The sequence below is a fragment of the Aurantiacibacter hainanensis genome (assembly GCF_036321025.1).
In the GTDB taxonomy this organism is placed as follows: Bacteria; Pseudomonadota; Alphaproteobacteria; order Sphingomonadales; family Sphingomonadaceae; genus Alteraurantiacibacter; species Alteraurantiacibacter hainanensis.
Map to the genome: position 1 here is coordinate 954,915 of NZ_JAZAPB010000002.1, position 15,360 is coordinate 970,274.

20 protein-coding genes are annotated in these 15,360 nt (G+C 65.3%); 14 read left to right on the top strand and 6 right to left on the bottom strand.

The window, feature by feature from the left end:
- Positions 1 to 5: 5 nt before the first annotated feature.
- Together thrC and AAA989_RS11920 are read left to right on the top strand one after the other, a co-directional pair.
- Positions 6 to 1,418: a threonine synthase gene (gene thrC, locus AAA989_RS11915; RefSeq protein ID WP_338243844.1), complete on the top strand. Its 1,413-nt coding sequence runs from the start codon at positions 6 to 8 to the stop codon at positions 1,416 to 1,418.
- Positions 1,418 to 2,305 carry a class I SAM-dependent methyltransferase gene (locus AAA989_RS11920; protein ID WP_338243846.1) on the top strand — a complete coding sequence of 296 codons (888 nt, stop codon included), beginning with the start codon at positions 1,418 to 1,420 and terminating at the stop codon, positions 2,303 to 2,305. The genes thrC and AAA989_RS11920 overlap by 1 nt, the downstream gene beginning before the upstream one ends.
- On the opposite strand, the gene AAA989_RS11925 is transcribed toward AAA989_RS11920, so the two are convergent.
- Positions 2,302 to 3,084 (bottom strand): DUF1499 domain-containing protein, encoded by a 783-nt coding sequence (locus tag AAA989_RS11925; RefSeq protein ID WP_338243847.1) that lies wholly within the window; start codon positions 3,082 to 3,084, stop codon positions 2,302 to 2,304. The two genes, AAA989_RS11920 and AAA989_RS11925, sit on opposite strands and share 4 nt — an antisense overlap.
- Positions 3,085 to 3,217: 133 nt before the next feature.
- Between AAA989_RS11925 and AAA989_RS11930 the strand changes: the two genes are divergently transcribed.
- From AAA989_RS11930 to AAA989_RS11955, 6 genes are all read left to right on the top strand, one after another.
- Positions 3,218 to 3,586, top strand: a complete 369-nt coding sequence (locus AAA989_RS11930) for a dihydroneopterin aldolase (protein ID WP_338243849.1) — start codon at positions 3,218 to 3,220, stop codon at positions 3,584 to 3,586.
- Complete coding sequence (locus tag AAA989_RS11935) at positions 3,586 to 3,912, top strand: Rossmann fold domain-containing protein (RefSeq protein WP_338243851.1); 327 nt, start codon at positions 3,586 to 3,588, stop codon at positions 3,910 to 3,912. The genes AAA989_RS11930 and AAA989_RS11935 overlap by 1 nt, the downstream gene beginning before the upstream one ends.
- Before the next feature lie 11 nt (positions 3,913 to 3,923).
- Complete coding sequence (gene moaA / locus AAA989_RS11940; protein ID WP_338243853.1) at positions 3,924 to 4,925, top strand: GTP 3',8-cyclase MoaA; 1,002 nt, start codon at positions 3,924 to 3,926, stop codon at positions 4,923 to 4,925.
- Positions 4,925 to 5,167, top strand: a complete 243-nt coding sequence (locus tag AAA989_RS11945) for a MoaD/ThiS family protein (RefSeq protein WP_338243855.1) — start codon at positions 4,925 to 4,927, stop codon at positions 5,165 to 5,167. The genes moaA and AAA989_RS11945 overlap by 1 nt, the downstream gene beginning before the upstream one ends.
- The gene (locus AAA989_RS11950) at positions 5,130 to 5,618 is read left to right on the top strand and encodes a molybdenum cofactor biosynthesis protein MoaE (RefSeq protein WP_338243857.1); all 489 of its coding nucleotides are present in this window, start codon (positions 5,130 to 5,132) and stop codon (positions 5,616 to 5,618) included. The genes AAA989_RS11945 and AAA989_RS11950 overlap by 38 nt, the downstream gene beginning before the upstream one ends.
- 79 nt (positions 5,619 to 5,697) lie before the next feature.
- On the top strand, positions 5,698 to 6,123 hold the full coding sequence (locus AAA989_RS11955; protein ID WP_338243858.1) for a hypothetical protein: 426 nt from the start codon (positions 5,698 to 5,700) through the stop codon (positions 6,121 to 6,123).
- A 75-nt stretch (positions 6,124 to 6,198) separates the two neighbouring features.
- Here the strand turns inward: AAA989_RS11955 and AAA989_RS11960 are convergent, their stop codons facing one another.
- Positions 6,199 to 6,699, bottom strand: coding sequence for a hypothetical protein (locus AAA989_RS11960; RefSeq protein ID WP_338243860.1), 501 nt, complete (start codon positions 6,697 to 6,699; stop codon positions 6,199 to 6,201).
- A gap of 208 nt (positions 6,700 to 6,907) precedes the next feature.
- On the opposite strand from AAA989_RS11960, the gene rplU reads away from it, so the two are divergent.
- From rplU to AAA989_RS11975, 3 genes are all read left to right on the top strand, one after another.
- Complete coding sequence (gene rplU, locus AAA989_RS11965) at positions 6,908 to 7,447, top strand: 50S ribosomal protein L21 (protein WP_338245521.1); 540 nt, start codon at positions 6,908 to 6,910, stop codon at positions 7,445 to 7,447.
- Positions 7,448 to 7,459: 12 nt separating this feature from the next.
- The gene (gene rpmA, locus AAA989_RS11970; protein WP_338243862.1) at positions 7,460 to 7,729 is read left to right on the top strand and encodes a 50S ribosomal protein L27; all 270 of its coding nucleotides are present in this window, start codon (positions 7,460 to 7,462) and stop codon (positions 7,727 to 7,729) included.
- A gap of 168 nt (positions 7,730 to 7,897) precedes the next feature.
- On the top strand, positions 7,898 to 8,443 hold the full coding sequence (locus AAA989_RS11975; protein ID WP_338243863.1) for a GNAT family N-acetyltransferase: 546 nt from the start codon (positions 7,898 to 7,900) through the stop codon (positions 8,441 to 8,443).
- Between the two features lie 43 nt (positions 8,444 to 8,486).
- Here the strand turns inward: AAA989_RS11975 and AAA989_RS11980 are convergent, their stop codons facing one another.
- Entirely contained in the window at positions 8,487 to 9,338 is an 852-nt protein-coding gene (locus AAA989_RS11980; protein WP_338243865.1) for a metal-dependent hydrolase, read from the bottom strand.
- Positions 9,339 to 9,391: 53 nt separating this feature from the next.
- On the opposite strand from AAA989_RS11980, the gene AAA989_RS11985 reads away from it, so the two are divergent.
- Positions 9,392 to 9,994, top strand: coding sequence for a TetR family transcriptional regulator (locus AAA989_RS11985; RefSeq protein ID WP_338243867.1), 603 nt, complete (start codon positions 9,392 to 9,394; stop codon positions 9,992 to 9,994).
- Here the strand turns inward: AAA989_RS11985 and ygfZ are convergent.
- Positions 9,991 to 10,722, bottom strand: a complete 732-nt coding sequence (gene ygfZ, locus AAA989_RS11990) for a CAF17-like 4Fe-4S cluster assembly/insertion protein YgfZ (RefSeq protein WP_338243868.1) — start codon at positions 10,720 to 10,722, stop codon at positions 9,991 to 9,993. The two genes, AAA989_RS11985 and ygfZ, sit on opposite strands and share 4 nt — an antisense overlap.
- A gap of 38 nt (positions 10,723 to 10,760) precedes the next feature.
- On the opposite strand from ygfZ, the gene AAA989_RS11995 reads away from it, so the two are divergent.
- Positions 10,761 to 11,585, top strand: a complete 825-nt coding sequence (locus AAA989_RS11995) for a patatin-like phospholipase family protein (protein ID WP_338243870.1) — start codon at positions 10,761 to 10,763, stop codon at positions 11,583 to 11,585.
- An 11-nt stretch (positions 11,586 to 11,596) separates the two neighbouring features.
- Positions 11,597 to 12,634, top strand: coding sequence for a dihydroorotase (gene pyrC / locus AAA989_RS12000; RefSeq protein WP_338243872.1), 1,038 nt, complete (start codon positions 11,597 to 11,599; stop codon positions 12,632 to 12,634).
- 15 nt (positions 12,635 to 12,649) lie between these two features.
- Here pyrC and rarD read toward each other — a convergent pair whose 3' ends face one another.
- Both rarD and astD read right to left on the bottom strand, forming a co-directional pair.
- Positions 12,650 to 13,573, bottom strand: coding sequence for an EamA family transporter RarD (gene rarD, locus AAA989_RS12005; protein WP_338243874.1), 924 nt, complete (start codon positions 13,571 to 13,573; stop codon positions 12,650 to 12,652).
- 244 nt (positions 13,574 to 13,817) lie between these two features.
- The gene (gene astD / locus AAA989_RS12010; RefSeq protein ID WP_338245523.1) at positions 13,818 to 15,218 is read right to left on the bottom strand and encodes a succinylglutamate-semialdehyde dehydrogenase; all 1,401 of its coding nucleotides are present in this window, start codon (positions 15,216 to 15,218) and stop codon (positions 13,818 to 13,820) included.
- Positions 15,219 to 15,360 lie beyond the last annotated feature (142 nt).

Consider the following 15,360-nt stretch of genomic DNA (forward strand, 5'->3'; position numbering starts at 1 on the left):
CCACGATGAAATACGTCTCTACCCGGGGAAGCGCCGAAGCGCTCGATTTCGAAGGCGTCACGCTGGCGGGCCTTGCGTCCGACGGCGGCCTCTACCTGCCCGAAAGCTGGCCGCGCTTCTCCGAGAGCGAGATCAGCGAGATGGCGGGCCTGCCCTACGTCGATCTGGCGGTGCGGGTCATGGCGCCCTTCGTCGAGGGATCGCTGACCAGGGAAGAACTGCATGACCTGTGCAGCCGCGCCTACGGACGTTTCTCTCACGAGGCCGTGACCCCGCTGGTGCAGCTGGACCAGCAGCACTGGGTGCTGGAACTTTTCCACGGTCCCACGCTGGCCTTCAAGGACGTCGCCTTGCAGCTGCTTGGCCGCCTGTTCGAGCATTTCCTGGCGAAGAGCGATCAGCACCTGACCATCGTCGGGGCGACAAGCGGCGATACCGGCAGCGCCGCCATCGACGCGGTGGCGGGCCGCGAGCGCATCGACATCTTCATGCTGCACCCCAAGGGGCGGGTCAGCGACGTGCAGCGCCGCCAGATGACCACGGTCCGCGCGCCCAACGTGCACAACCTCGCCATCGAAGGCAGCTTCGACGACGCGCAGGCCATGGTGAAGCGCATGTTCGCCGACGAGGCGATGGCGACCTCAAAAGGCGGCAGGTTCCGCATCAGCGCGGTGAATTCGATCAACTGGGCGCGGCTGATGGCGCAGGTGGTCTATTACTTTGCCGCCGCGCTGCAGATGGGCGCGCCTCACCGGAAGGTCGCCTTCAGCGTGCCGACCGGCAATTTCGGCGACGTGTTCGCTGGCTATGTCGCGGCGCAGATGGGGCTGCCCATCGAACGCCTGATCGTCGCCACCAACGTGAACGACATTCTCCACCGGGCGCTCTCCACAGGCGACTATTCGGCCGGCACAGTAACGCCCACGGCTGCGCCCAGCATGGATATCCAGGTCAGTTCGAATTTCGAGCGGCTGCTGTTCGACCTTGGCGGACGCGACGGCGCGGCGATGGCGAAGCAGATGCGTGGCTTCGAGACGACCAGGGCGATGCACCTCACCAACAGCCAGCGCGAAGGCGCTGCGACCCTGTTTTCGAGTGCGCGGGTGGACCAGGGCGCGATGGCGCAGGCCATAAGCTGGGCTGCCCAATCCTGCGGCGAGGTGCTCGATCCGCACACCGCCATTGGCCTCTCCGCGGCGCGCTCTTCCGGAATCGAAGCTTCGACGCCCGTGGTCACGCTGGCGACGGCGCATCCGGCCAAGTTCCCCGACGCGGTGGAGCGGGCCACCGGTGCGCGGCCCGCGCTGCCCGCACGCGTGGGCGACTTGTTCGAACGCAGTGAAGCGGTGGTGGAGCTGCCGGGCGACTATTCCGCCGTTGCGGAGTATGTGGCCGAGCACGCAACCCCCAGCAGCTGATGGCCCGGCTGGTTCGCGATCCCGTGATCATGGTCGGCGAGGGATGGTCCGACTACGGCCTTGTCGACAGCGGTCACGGCCGCAAGCTGGAGCGGTATGGCTCTCGCCGTTTCATCCGGCCCGAACCCCAGGCGCTCTGGTCCCCGCGAGAGGCGGACTGGCAAGCCGATGGCGAATTCGTGCCGGGCAGCGACGAGGACGGGGGCGGGCGCTGGCAGTTCGAAACCGACGTGCCGGGCGATGGCTGGCCGCTGGAGTGGGACGGCGTGCGCTTCACCGCCCAGTGCACGCCATTCCGTCATCTCGGCTTCTTTCCCGACATGGCCCCGGTCTGGCACTGGATGCGCGGGCAGTTGCAGGGAAAGGCCGACGCCCAGACACTCAACCTGTTCGGCTATACCGGCGTCGGTTCACTGGCGCTGAGCGAATGCGGCCCCGTTACCCACGTCGACGCCAGCAAGAAATCGGTTGCCCAGGCGCGCGAGAACGCCGCGCTTTCGAACATGGACGATCGCCCCATTCGCTGGCTGGTGGACGACGCCGCGAAGTTCACCGCGCGCGAAGTGCGCCGGGAACGGCGCTATGACGGCATCATCCTCGATCCGCCGAAGTTCGGGCGCGGCCCGAAGAACGAGACATGGCGCATCGAGGAAGGGCTGCCCGGCCTCGTCGGCGATTGCCGTCGCCTGCTCGATGCCGACAGCCGCTTCCTGTTCCTGACGGTCTATGCCGTGCGCATGAGTTCGCTGGCGATTGGTGGTCTGCTGGAGGAGCTCTTCGCCGATATGCCCGGAACCATCGAACACGGCGACCTTGCCGTGCGCGAGGACGGGGAGGGTGGCCGCCTGCTGCCCACCGCGATCTTCGCGCGGTGGAGCAATAGCTAGGTGTTGCGCAGGTCCGCCAGGAAATCCCGGATGCGCGCGGCGTTGTATCCGACGTCGCTTACGCCCACGCGGCTGACGGATCGCATGTCGACGCGTGTGCTGCCGTCGGCGACCGGCGTCACCTCGATGATCACGTCGTCGTAGAAGCGCACGTAGCCGGCGGTTGCCGTTGCTTCCAGCGTGCCCGCTTCGGCATCGTAGGCGGCAATTTCCCAGCCGCGATCCTCGGCAAGCGCCTGCGCCCGCGCCAGCACTTCCTCTGGCGAGGCGGAAATGACGATGGGCCGGATGTCGCTGTAGGCACCTTCGTGGAAGGCGCGCCATTCCTCCAGGCTGAACGGCCCGGTGCTGACCGGGCTGTCCACGTCCAGCGTGGAGAACTGCGGCGGATCGGCCATGTCGGTGGTGACGTCGTGGATCGGCGGCACCTTGCCGGCCGGAATGATGAGCATGGAATAGATCATGATCAGCATGGCGAGCGACAGCACGGTTCCTGCAATGAGGCGTTTCGTCGGACCGACCTTGCGCACCATCGCATAGACCAGTGCCGCACCGCCGATGATGGCCAGCGCGCGCGCCGGGTTGAGCGACATGGCAAAGGGGATGAAGCCGCTGAGTTTGGCAATGATGTCGAACCGCGCGAGCGTGGCCGCGACGAAGACGATCACCACCATGATCAGCGCGCCGCCGATCACGAAATTGCCGACCCACTTCAGCGGCCGCGACTGCTTGCGGCCCTTCGTGGTGCCCGGTTCGGAAATGACAGTACCTTCGCTCATCGGATCGCTCCCCCTCGTTTGTAACCGAGATGCCCTTAATCGCTACACTTGGTCAACCGCGACCATCGACTATCGTGCCCGAGGAATCCTCCTGCCTTGTCATGCGCGCAAGCAACGCTAGTGTCGCGCGCCTATGGCAGACAGCCTCCATCTCGAACTCGTCGACTTCGTGCACATGGTGCACACGGGCATCTATTCCGAGGAAACCGGCCAGCCTCAGCCGCTGCGCTTTTCCCTGCGCGTGAAGCTGGCGGTGGAACCGCATTACGATCCTGATACGCCGCTGGATGCCAGCAAGAACTACATGGATCTGAAATTCGCCTGCTCCGCCGCGCTGGGCGACCGGCACTACAAGCTGATCGAGGCCGTGGCGGATCACGTGTGCGAGACGCTGTTCCTGCAGGACAGGCGCGTGGAGGAAATCAGCGTGCGGATCGTCAAGCTGGCGCTGTCCGAAGCGGACGAGGAAATCGGCATCACCCTGGTGCGGGAGCGGAAGTGATGGCGCAGGTGCGCATCGAAGCCCGCCCATTGCCGGAGGCACCGCTGGATGCGGCTGCGGCCTTTCACGCACGCATCCTGCCCGAGGCGCGCCGCGCGGCAGGAAGCGACATCGTGCTGCTGTTCGATTCCGCCGATCACACGCACGAACACTGGCGTACCGCGGCGGTGGAGGAGCTGGCGCGCGAGGCCGCTCCCAGCCGGGTCAACGGCGCTGTAGGCGGATCGAGCGATGCTGTCGCGGCGCTATGCGACTACCTCGGCAGCGCGCCGGGAGTGACGGGTCAACTGTTCGCAGTGGATGGCAATTCGCGCGAGAAAGCCTAGGTAGGCAGCACATGACTTGTTCCGAGCCTCTCGTAGACGCGTTCCAGCGCCGCATCTCGTACCTGCGCCTTTCGGTGACGGACCGCTGCGACCTTCGCTGTTCGTACTGCATGCCCGAACGCATGACCTTCCTGCCCAAGAAGGACGTCCTGAGCCTGGAGGAACTGCACAAGCTGGGCCTGGCCTTCATCGAACGCGGCATCACCAAGATCCGCCTTACCGGTGGAGAGCCGCTGGTCCGGCGCGACGTGGTGGAACTGGTCCAGGCGCTAGGGCGAAAGCTGGGTGACGGGCTGGACGAACTGACCCTCACCACCAACGGCACCCGGCTGGAGGAATTCGCCGGAGACCTGTTCGCGGCGGGCGTGCGCCGTGTGAACGTGTCGCTCGACACGATGGACGGAGAACTGTTCCAGACGCTTTCCCGTCGTGACCGGCTGGTGCAGGTTCTGCGCGGCATCGCGGAGGCGAAGCGCGCCGGTCTGCATGTGAAGATCAACACCGTTGCACTGAAGGGCATCAACGAGAGCGAGATCCCCTTCCTCGTCGAATGGGCAGGCACGCACGGGCATGACATGACCCTGATCGAGGTCATGCCGCTGGGCGAAGTGGATGGCGAACGGGTGGATCATTACCTGCCGCTGCCCGCCGTGCGCGACGCGCTGGAAGAGCGCTTCACCCTTACCGACCTTCCCGACAATACCGGCGGCCCCGCGCGCTATGTGCGCGTGGCGGAGACCGGCGGACGACTGGGGTTCATAACCCCGCTCACCAACAATTTCTGCGTCACCTGCAATCGCATCCGCGTTACCGCCACCGGGCAGCTCTACGCCTGCCTCGGCGGCGCGGAAAAGGTGGACCTGCGAGCCGCCTTGCGGTCCGACGCGCCCGACGCCCGGCTGGCCGCCGCGCTGGACGAGGCGATGCGGATCAAGCCCGAACGTCACCATTTCCGCATCGAGGAAGGGGCAGGGCCCGCGCAGCCGCGCCACATGTCCATGACGGGCGGCTGATGGCCGTCACCGTCGTATTCATAGGCAAGCTGGCCGACCTGGCAGGCGAGGGCGAACGCGAGGTGTCCGCGCCGCTCGAATGGGCGAGGTTCCGCGATGCGCTCGGCCCGGAACTGGCCGATGCCGCGTCGGACGAACGGACCAAGATTGCGGTGAACGGCAAGGTCCTGTCCGACAAGACCACGCTTGCCGCCGGGGACGGCGATGAAGTCGCGCTGCTGCCGCCCGTTTCCGGGGGCTGACGTGGCGCGCGACATTCAGCTGCTGACCAAGGGATTCTCGCCCGGAAAGGCACTTGGCCTCTTTGCCAAGGCGCACCCGCAGGCCGGGGGCATCGCCAGTTTCGTGGGCAAGGTGAGGCCCGATGGGGACGTGAAGGTGCTCGAACTGGTCAGCTACGATCGCCTGACATTGCCGGGCATGGAAACACTCGCGGACGAGGTGGAGTCGCGCTGGTCGCTCGACGGACTGCTCATCCATCACCGCACCGGACACATGCGGCCCGGAGCGCCGATCGTGCTGGTTGCCGCGGCCGCCCGCCATCGCCGCGAGGCTTTCGAGGCCGTCGATTTCGCCATGGACCATCTCAAGTCGCGCAGCTGGTTCTGGAAACGGGAAAAGCGGGGCGATTCCTGGCACTGGATAGAGCCGCGCGAAGAAGACCACCGCGACGCGGCACGCTGGGACGCCTGAATTCGGGGCCGTTTGACCGGCGTCAAAGAAGTGCGAGCCGATTCGGTCCAATCCTTCTGCAACAGGAAGGAATAGGCAAATGGTCGAACAACTTACCCGCGAAAAACTGGCCGAGCAGGCCGATATCCGCATCGAGGCGCCCCGCGTGGCGGCTCCGACAGATCGGACCTTCGAATTGCCGACCGGCCTCTATGTCGCCACGGTTGCCCTGTTCCTGGGGTTCATCACGGTGCTGACAGTCGGCTTCGCCCATCCCGAGATGAACATACCTTTCGCGATCTTTGCCCTGTTCATCGTGGCGGGATTCGGCGTGCCGGCGATCTGGACGCTGCTTGCGCCCGAAACGAAGAGCCGGCCCAGGACCTGGGCCCGCTTCCGGCAGGAGGGGATCATGACCGCCTACGGCCGCACGAATGCGCGCGATGCCACGGTGCAGGTGCTGATCCTGCCGACGCTGATCTTCGTCTGGGGCCTTACCTGCGTCCTGATTGCGGCGCTGGTCTAGGTCACTACCCTACACGCCGTTGCGCGCGGGATCGCGGGGGGGCGGTCTCGCGCGTTTGCGTTTGGACCGCAGGGGCTACCCTGCCAGCGTCGCCAGCAGCGACTGGATCAGGGCGTTCTGCTCTTCCACCAGGGCATCGATGTCGCTGCGCACCTCGGTGATCGATTCGGTCGTCACGGCAGAAGTGGCGGCATCCACGTAGATGCGGTCCATGTCCGCCAGCGCGATCATTGTCTGGCTGCGCTGCGCCTCCAGATTGGCAATGGCGACCTGAGCGCGAGCCCACGCCTCGCTTCCGCGCGACGCGCCCGCCGCGGCGTTGGTGATGGCCCGCGCGTCGGGCGCGGCAGCCAGGAAGCGCTGATGGGCAGCGCGCGCATTTTCGGCCAGATCCTCGAGGTTCGCCAGCGTTGCAGGGGCGGGCGGTTCGAGCAGCGGCGCGGGCTCCACCTCCATCGATCCGCTAATGCGTTCGACATCGCGCACGGCGAGCGAGGGATATGCACCCTCGGGCGATGCGCATGCGGCCAGCAGCGAAACAAGCGCGGCGGAAAGGAGGAGGCGGGCTTGCACCATGGTCCGCATGCCCTACATTCGAGCCGGGCAGCTTTCCAGCACGCATTTTTTGGTGCGTGATCGGGGCATGTGATGGTTGACAGTCTTGGGCTCTTCGCCTAACGGCTGCGCTCTCTACGGTGCCCTTGGGCGCCTTTTTTGTCATTGCCGTGGATCGATTTCGGTCGAGAAGCAGCTGAAGACACCAGAAGAAACGGATTTAAGCACCATGTTCGCAGTAGTGCGCACGGGCGGCAAGCAGTATCGCGTCGCCGAAGGAGACAAGATCGCAGTCGAGAAGCTGGCGGGTGACGCCGGTGACACGATCGTACTGGAAGACGTTCTGCTGGCCGGCGATGGTGCCGACCTGGCGGATGCATCCAAGGTCACGGTTTCGGCCGAAGTGATCGCCCAGGCGAAGTCGGAGAAGGTGACGGTTTTCAAGAAGCGTCGCCGTCACAACTATCGTCGCAAGAACGGCCACCGTCAGCAGATGACCCTGCTGCGCATCACGGCCGTCGGCGAGGGCAAGGCTGCGCCGAAGAAGGCTGCTGCCAAGAAGGTTGACGCTCCGGTCAAGGACACCTCCGAGGAGAAGGCCGCGGACAAGCCGAAGAAGGCTGCTCCGGTGAAGGAAGCCGCTGGCTCGGCCAAGAAGGAAGCCGCCGCGAAGAAGCCTGCGGCGAAGAAGGCTGCGCCCAAGAAGGCTGCGCCCAAGAAGGCGGCCGCTACCAAGAAGAGCGCCGACAAGTCGGCCGACAAGAAGTAAGGATCTCGAACCATGGCACATAAGAAAGCAGGCGGTTCATCGCGTAACGGTCGCGACTCAGCAGGACGTCGCCTTGGTGTGAAGAAGTTCGGCGGTCAGGACGTGATCGGCGGCAACATTATCGTGCGTCAGCGCGGCACGAAGTTCTACCCGGGTGCCAATGTCGGCATGGGCAAGGACCACACGCTGTTTGCGCTGACCCAGGGCGTCGTGCGCTTTCACGACGGCAAGCTCGGCCGCAAATACGTGTCGGTCGACATGATAGCAGAAGCCGCCGAATAACCGGATGACTCGATAAAGGGGTCATCCACCGGGATGGCCCCTTCCGGGCGGCAAATAGCCCGGAATTTGGAAGGAGATGGGGCCGCCCCGTCTCCTTTTTTGATTCTCCTTCCGACTTGTCCGGAGGCCCACTGGAGGCGGGCAGCCGGCCTATGGGGAGAATATTCGATGTTCATGCGTACCGAGCGGCTGTTCCTGCGGCCCACATTCCCCGAAGACTGGCGCGATATCCATCGCGGCATCGCCGATTTCCGCGTCGTCAGCATGCTTTCGCGCGCGCCCTGGCCGTATCGTCCCTCGGACGCGGTGGCCTTTTGCCGCAAGCCCGTGCCAGCGAACGCGATGAAGTTTGCGATCACCCTGCCGCAGCTTGCCGGTGCGCCCGTGATCGGCCAGATCGGTATCGAACCCGACGAGGACGGCCATGAACTGGGATACTGGATCGCCCAGCGGTTCCAGAGGCGCGGCTATGCCAGCGAAGCGGTGCGCGGTGTGCTGGAGATAGCCCAGACAGTGGGCATCGAGCGGGTCCACGCGGGCCATTTCCTCGAGAACATGGCCAGCGGAAAGGTGCTTAAAGCCAACGGCTTCGTCGAGACCGGCGAAATCCGTCCCACGCCCTGCGCGGCGCGTGGCGGCGAATCGTTCCTCGCGCGCCGGTACGTCTGCGAACTGGCTGTCGAGGCACAGCAGCCCGACGCCGAGGCCGCCTGAACACTCCCTCCCCGTCGCGCTGCGATGGGGAGGATTGCGGCCGCTATTCCGCCGGTCCCGCCAGCGCTTCCGCGCTGTCGTATTCGGCGATCATGTAGCGATCGTCGTGATCCCAAGGGTGGAAGCCGGGGCGGAAATAGGAAAGCCACTTGGGGAAGATCTTGCGCAGGATGCCGGGCTTGCCGACGAGGTAGCTCAGCAGCCCCCACTTTGCGCGCCATCCGGTGATCCCGTCCTGCGCCAGCAGTTCGGCCGCATCGGCGGTGCGATTGCGCAGGAAGCGGAAGGTGACGAGCAGCATGATCAGGCTGCGGATCCGCCACCGCCTGAAATCCGACCAGTTGCGGGTCGCATGCAGCCACGTGTCGAAGGCGACGCCCTTGTGCTCGATTTCCTCGACCGCGTGCCACATCCACAGCTGCGGATCGCCCATGCCTGCCGTCGCCAGCGAGCCGGGATCCTTCAGGAACTGGTGGGCGAACATGGCGGTGAAATGCTCCAGCGCGCAGGTGATCGACAGTTGCACGATGGGCGGGGCCGACAGGGTTTCGTCGACGAGGCTGTTCACCCGTGCGGTGATCTCGGAGAGGTCGTAGCCCGCCTCCTCAACCGCGCGGTTGAAGGCGATGTGCTCGCGCGAATGGTTCACTTCCTGGCGGATGAAATCGCGGATCTCGGCGGCCAATTGGTCGGGCACACCGTCGCGGTGAGCCTTCACCGCCTCGATGAACATCGCCTCTCCGCGGGGAAAGCTGCAAGAGAGCGCCGCGAACCAGGCGGAGGCGACCGGGTCGACTCCGCGGCGGCGCGTGCGCCCGCGTTCGAACCGCTTGTCGCGCACGGTGATGGAAGGGGCTTGGCGGGGGCTTTCTTGCCAGTGTGGTTGTGCCGTCATATCACGGACCTGTTCCATGTTGCAGTGAGCCGAAAATAGGGAAACTTACATCAGTGTCAATAAGAAAGAGGCTCACGCCGGAGGAGAGCCGCGCCGCAGCGCTGGAAGCGGCGCGCGCGCTGCTGATCGAGACCGGCCCGCAGAGCGTGACATTGAAGGCTGTCGCGGCGCGCATCGGACGCACCCATGCCAACCTGCTGCACCATTTCGGTTCCGCATCCGGCCTGCAGAAGCAGCTGGCGGGGCATCTTGCAGAGACGGTATGCGACTCTATCGGCGAAGCGGTGAGAGCCACGCGAGCCGGCATCGGCAGCCCGCGCGAAGTCGTCGACCTGACTTTCGATGCCTTCGGGCAGGAGGGCGGGGGAGCCCTGGCAAGCTGGATGCTGGCATCGGGAAACGAAGACGCGCTGGATCCGATCGTGGAGACAATCCATGCGCTGGTGCACGACCTGCACCCCGAGGAAGTCTCTCACACGTCGGAATTCTCCATGCACGAGACGACCTTCACGCTGGTCCTGCTGGCGCTGGGAGATGCCCTGCTGGGCGAACAGCTGGCCGATTCGCTGGGGGTCGAACGCACGACGGCGCGTGACCGGGCGGAGGCGATGATGATCGCCGCGTTCCGTACGAACGGGATCGAGGTACAGCCCTAGTCGGCCTGTTCCAGGGTCAGCCATTCGGGCACCAGGTCGGCGGGAATATCGGCGGTGCGCAGGTGGTCCACCGCCAGGCCAAGGTCCGCATGGGCGGCCTTGCGGCGCTTTTCCTCCGAGCGGTCCAGCGGCACGACGACCAGGCGCCGGTTCACCTTCTGCCGCCAGTTCATCCGCGCGGTGTTTTCCTGCCCGATGTAGCAGCCCTTGTCGAAGCTGACCCCGTTCAGTTCCACCGCGTTCGTCTCCAGCCACAGGATGTCGCCGAGTTCGGCATGACCCTCCGGCACGCCGTGCGAAAGGCGGTGGGCGCGCCACGCGTCCTCGGCGCTTTCGGACGTGTCCTGTGCCGGGGCCAGCCAGCGGGATCCCAACGCAGGCAGGCGCGGATCCGGCGAAGCGCCGTCCACGGCTTCGGCCTGCCAGTGCACCGAAAGGCTGTCATCGCGGGCGATCGCCAGCTTGCGGCGCAGGCGATAGAGCGAGAGGCGCTTGGCGAGGTCCTCGGCGTGGTCGGCCTCGCAATCGAGAAGCACGTCCTCGCCATCGCGCCACACGATCATGTCGTAAAGGGTCTTGCCCTGCGGCGTCAGCAGCGCGGCATAGACGGGCGGGGCGGCCTTGATGTCATTGGTCAGCAGGCCCTGAAGGAAGGTGGCGGCATCCTCTGCCGCATCGGTGGCGGACACGCGAACCAGCGCGCGGTCGGCTAGATGGGTCGATTGCATGGGTGACAGATAGGGTGGTGAGCGCCATAGGCAATGCGATGGCGCGCAGATACGATCAGGTCGTCTTTTCCGGCGGAGGCATCCGCTGCTTCTGGCACGGCGGATTCCTGAGCGAGTTCGGCAGCTTCGACGACATTCGCCCGAGCCGGATCAGCAGCGTGTCGGGCGGAGCCCTGAGCGCGGCGTGCTGGATCGGCAACAGGGAAGACGACCTGCTGGCCGTGATGCAGGAGGCGTTTGTCGTCAACGATTCCAATCTCGATGCGCACCAATCCAATTTCACGCCGCACCAGGAAATCTACCGCGCGGTGGTGGACGTGACGCTGGACAAGGAAGCGATCGAGGCCATTGCCGATGGGCCGGCATACGAGGTTTCCCTTTCCGTGCCGCCGCGCGCGGTCGCGCCGCGGGTGGCAGCTGCTGTCTACGGTGCGCTCTACCAGTTGGATCAGGCGGTGCGATCGACGCCCCACTTGCGCCTGCCCACGGGGTTGGGGCTGAGGCAATTGCGCGTCGACGCGAGGCAGGCCGCGCGCGACGGCAAGCTGGTCGATCTGATCTGTGCTGCGGCGACCATTCCGCCGGTGTTCGACGTGCCCGAATGGCAGGATTGCCGCGTGCTGGATGGGGGCATGGTGGACAAGGCACCGTTGCCGCTGGAAGACGATGGCGAAACGCTGGTCCTGCTGACTTCGCGCTATCGCAACTGCCGCGAGGTGCCCGGCCGAACCTATATCCAGCCGAGCAGGGAAGTGGCCGCGGACAAGATCGACTTTTCCGACGCGAGGAAGGTCAGCCGCACGTGGGACCAGGGCGTCGAGGACGGCAAGGCGTGGCTGGCGAAGCACGGACGAGAAGGCTAAGGGCCACGGCCATGACAGATACCATTACCATCCGCCGCCCGGACGACTGGCACGTGCACCTGCGCGACGGTGCCATGCTGGAAGCCGTGGTCGGCCACACCGCCAGGCAGTTCGCTCGCGCCATCGTGATGCCCAATCTCACGCCGCCGGTGACGAAGGTCGCGCTGGCCGAGGCCTATCGCGGGCGCATCATGGCAGCGCTTCCCGCGGGCGCGGATTTCACGCCGTTGATGACCTGCTACCTCACCGACAATACCGATCCCCAGGAGGTGCGTCGCGGTTTCGAGGCGGGGGGCTTCACGGCGGCCAAGCTCTATCCCGCCGGAGCGACGACCAATTCCGACAGCGGCGTGACCGATGTCGCCAATATCCGCGGCGTGCTGGAGGTCATGGCAGAGATCGGCATGGTGCTGTGCGTCCACGGTGAAGTCACCAGCGCCGATGTCGACATCTTCGACCGCGAGGCGGTGTTCATCGAGCGTGTGCTGGCCCCCCTGCTGGCGGACCTGCCGGGCCTGAAGGTGGTGTTCGAGCATCTCACCAGCGAGGAAGGGGTGCAGTTCGTCGAGAATGCACCGACCAGCGTCGCGGCGACGATTACGCCGCAGCACCTGCACATCAACCGCAATGCCATGCTGGTGGGGGGAATGCGCCCGCATGCCTATTGCCTGCCGGTGGCCAAGCGCGAGAAGCACAGGCTGGCCCTGCGCCGTGCGGCGACGAGCGGTAATCCCAAGTTCTTCCTGGGGACCGACAGCGCTCCCCACGCCAGGGAGGCGAAGGAAAGCGCCTGCGGTTGTGCCGGCATCTTCAACGCGCCATTCGCGCTCGAAAGCTATCTCGCGGTGTTCGAGGAAGAAGGCGCGCTCGACCGGTTCGAGGGGTTCGCCAGCGAACACGGGCCGCGCTTCTACAACCTGCCGCTGAACGAAACGAAGGTCACGCTGGAGCGGGCCGAAACCGCTGTGCCGGGCGCGATCGAGGCGGACGGCACGCAGCTTGTTCCCTTCCACGCGGGCGACACCCTGCGCTGGCGCCTGGCGGACTGATCCCGGACGATCCGGTCAGGAGGCCACGCCGCGTCCGACCTTCGCCTTCTGCGCGCGGCGGGCGTTCTGCAGCATGTCCCAGGTGAACAGGGCAATCGCGGTCCAGATCAGGGCGAAACACACCAGTTGCGCGGGCTTCAGCTCCTCTCCGAACACGGTGAGGCCGAGCAGGAACACGATGGTTGGCGAAATGAACTGCAGGAAGCCGATGGTGGTGTAGGGGAGGGCGCGCGCGGCGGTGGCGAACAGCAGCAGCGGCACGGCCGTCATCGGTCCGCCGGCGATGATCGCCAGCGTCTCCAGCGTGTCGCGACCCAGCGCCACGCCGCCGCCATAGATCTGCACCCAGCCGAGATAGCCCACGACAAGCGGCAGAAGGATGATCGATTCGGTCGTCAGCCCGATCAGCGGACCCGCCGCCACTGTCTTGCGCAGCAGACCGTAGATGCCAAAGGTCGTCGCCAGCAGCAGGCTGATCCACATGGTCGTAATCGCGCCCGCCGCCAGGGCCGCCACGCCGATGACGGCGAGCGCCACCGCGATGGCCTGCGACCGGGTCAGCCGCTCCTTCAGGAAGACGAAGCCCAGCAGCATCATGTTGAGCGGCAGGATGTAATAGCCCAGGCTGGCGGCGTAGACGAATTCGTTCTGGATCGCCCAGATATAGCCGAACCAGTTGACCGCGATCATGCAGGAACTCGCCATCAGCGTGCGCACGGTTCGCCCGTTTGCCAGGGTCTGCCCCAGCTCCGAAGTGCTGCCGGACCGGATCACGAAGAACAGGCAGATGGGCAAGGTGAACAGCGTGCGCCAGGCGACGTATTCCAGCGGCGGCACCCGGTCCACCAGCAGCAGGTAGACCGGCATCGATCCCCATATGACATGGGTGCAGAGCGCAAGGATCAGTGCGCGTTGCCGGCTGGTCTGCTGCTCTGTCATGCAAGCGCTCTTGGACGCGTGAAAGTCTGACTGCAAGGCAATCAAACAGTTGCCCTGCGTTAAGCAACGGCCCCCTATATGTGCCGGGAAGTAGAGAACGCGTGTTTGAGAACACCTATCGGTGCTGCCGTACCCTGTTGAGGTGGCATCGTTGCGCGGCCCCTCGGGTCGTGTTTAGGGGGGTCGCGCCAAGGCGTCCGGGCTATCATGTCCGGGCGCCTTGTTCGCATTCGGGGGGTGCCCGTCAGTCCTGCTTGAAGCCCACGCCCACGCTGGCGCGCGGCTGTTCCATTTCCGTGCTGGTAACCGGATAGGCGCAGTAGTCGGCAGCGTAATAGGCTGCGGGGCGATGATTGCCGGATAGACCGATGCCGCCGAAGGGCGCTGCGCTGGACGCGCCGTTCGTCGGGCGGTTCCAGTTCACGATACCGGCGCGGATATTCGCCCAGAAGCGGTTGTACTGCTGCGGCGTGCCGCCGATCAGCGATGCCGAAAGCCCGAAACGCGTATTGTTCGCTTCCGCGATCGCCTCGTCGAAATCGTCCACCTTGATGACCTGCAGCAGGGGGCCGAAAAGTTCGACGTCAGGCCGTTCCTGCATGCCGGTCGTGTCGATGATGCCGGGCGTGAGGAACGGCTTGTCATCCTGCGGTCGCCGCAGGTGGCTGATGGCCTTGCCTCCGTTCGACAGGAGATAGAGGAAGCTCTCGGTCAGCTGGTCGGCCGTCCTGTTGTCGATCACTGTGCCCATGAAGGGCTGGGGATCGTCGAAGGGCGCGCCCACGATGATGCGCTTTGCCAGCGTCTTCACCGCGTCCACCGCCTCGTCATACATCGAGGATTTGACGATCAGCCTGCGTCCCGCCGTGCAGCGCTGCCCGGCCGTGGTGAAGGCGGACTGGATGATGAGCGCCGCCGCATCCGACATCTTGGGCGTATCCCACAGGACGATGGGATTGTTGCCGCCCATTTCCAGCGCAACGATCTTGCCGGGATCGCTCGCCAGCTTGCGGTTGATGGCAATGCCCACCTGGGCGGAGCCGGTGAACAGCACCCCGTCCACGCCCGGGTGCGCCACCACTTCCTTGCCTTCGTCGGGTCCGCCGATCAGGCACTGCACCAGCGCTTCGGGAATGCCCGCCTTGTGGAAGAAGGAAACCAGCCGCTCGCCCACGGCAGGGGTCTTCTCGGAAGGCTTGAAGATCACCGCGTTGCCCGCGATCAGGGCGGGAACGATGTGTCCGTTGGGAAGGTGGGCCGGGAAATTGTAGGGGCCGAGCACCGCCATGACGCCGTGCGGCTTATGGCGAAGCGCCGCAGACCCCTGCAGGGCGCTGTCGAGCCTGCGCTGCCCGGTACGATCGGCATAGGCCTGCACCGAAATATCGACCTTGGCGATCACGGCCTCGACTTCGGTGCGGGCTTCCCAGAGCGGCTTGCCCGTCTCGCGCGCGATCAGTTCGGCAAAACGATCCAGATCCTTGCGCACCTCGTTCGCGAAGCGGCGCACGAGCTCGATACGCTTGGACAGCGGTTCCGCAGCCCATACCGGCCAGGCCTTGCGGGCGCGTTCGACAAGGGAGTCCACGTCGCCATGTGTCCCCCTCCACAGTTCGGCACCCGTGGCAGGTTCGTACGAGATCAGTTCGGCATTGTGAGGCAAGGCGGAAAGCCCTTCGTAAAGATGTTCGTGCAAGGCGGCTTAGTGAATTCCGGCCGCGCGCGCAAAGTGGCGGTTAACCCGAAGAGTTAAAGCCCCGAAAGGCGACTGGTTTCAAGCAAAACCG

Coding starts and splice junctions, on each gene's coding strand:
- AAA989_RS11995 (WP_338243870.1), top strand. CDS start 10,761: ATGGCGCGCAGATACGATCAGGTCGTCTTTTCCGGCGGAGGCATCCGC.
- AAA989_RS11950 (WP_338243857.1), top strand. CDS start 5,130: ATGAAGTCGCGCTGCTGCCGCCCGTTTCCGGGGGCTGACGTGGCGCGC.
- rplU (WP_338245521.1), top strand. CDS start 6,908: ATGTTCGCAGTAGTGCGCACGGGCGGCAAGCAGTATCGCGTCGCCGAA.
- pyrC (WP_338243872.1), top strand. CDS start 11,597: ATGACAGATACCATTACCATCCGCCGCCCGGACGACTGGCACGTGCAC.
- ygfZ (WP_338243868.1), bottom strand. CDS start 10,722: ATGCAATCGACCCATCTAGCCGACCGCGCGCTGGTTCGCGTGTCCGCC.
- AAA989_RS11975 (WP_338243863.1), top strand. CDS start 7,898: ATGTTCATGCGTACCGAGCGGCTGTTCCTGCGGCCCACATTCCCCGAA.
- AAA989_RS11930 (WP_338243849.1), top strand. CDS start 3,218: ATGGCAGACAGCCTCCATCTCGAACTCGTCGACTTCGTGCACATGGTG.
- AAA989_RS11955 (WP_338243858.1), top strand. CDS start 5,698: ATGGTCGAACAACTTACCCGCGAAAAACTGGCCGAGCAGGCCGATATC.
- AAA989_RS11935 (WP_338243851.1), top strand. CDS start 3,586: ATGGCGCAGGTGCGCATCGAAGCCCGCCCATTGCCGGAGGCACCGCTG.
- moaA (WP_338243853.1), top strand. CDS start 3,924: ATGACTTGTTCCGAGCCTCTCGTAGACGCGTTCCAGCGCCGCATCTCG.
- AAA989_RS11980 (WP_338243865.1), bottom strand. CDS start 9,338: ATGACGGCACAACCACACTGGCAAGAAAGCCCCCGCCAAGCCCCTTCC.
- rpmA (WP_338243862.1), top strand. CDS start 7,460: ATGGCACATAAGAAAGCAGGCGGTTCATCGCGTAACGGTCGCGACTCA.
- AAA989_RS11960 (WP_338243860.1), bottom strand. CDS start 6,699: ATGGTGCAAGCCCGCCTCCTCCTTTCCGCCGCGCTTGTTTCGCTGCTG.
- thrC (WP_338243844.1), top strand. CDS start 6: ATGAAATACGTCTCTACCCGGGGAAGCGCCGAAGCGCTCGATTTCGAA.
- AAA989_RS11925 (WP_338243847.1), bottom strand. CDS start 3,084: ATGAGCGAAGGTACTGTCATTTCCGAACCGGGCACCACGAAGGGCCGC.
- AAA989_RS11945 (WP_338243855.1), top strand. CDS start 4,925: ATGGCCGTCACCGTCGTATTCATAGGCAAGCTGGCCGACCTGGCAGGC.
- AAA989_RS11920 (WP_338243846.1), top strand. CDS start 1,418: ATGGCCCGGCTGGTTCGCGATCCCGTGATCATGGTCGGCGAGGGATGG.
- rarD (WP_338243874.1), bottom strand. CDS start 13,573: ATGACAGAGCAGCAGACCAGCCGGCAACGCGCACTGATCCTTGCGCTC.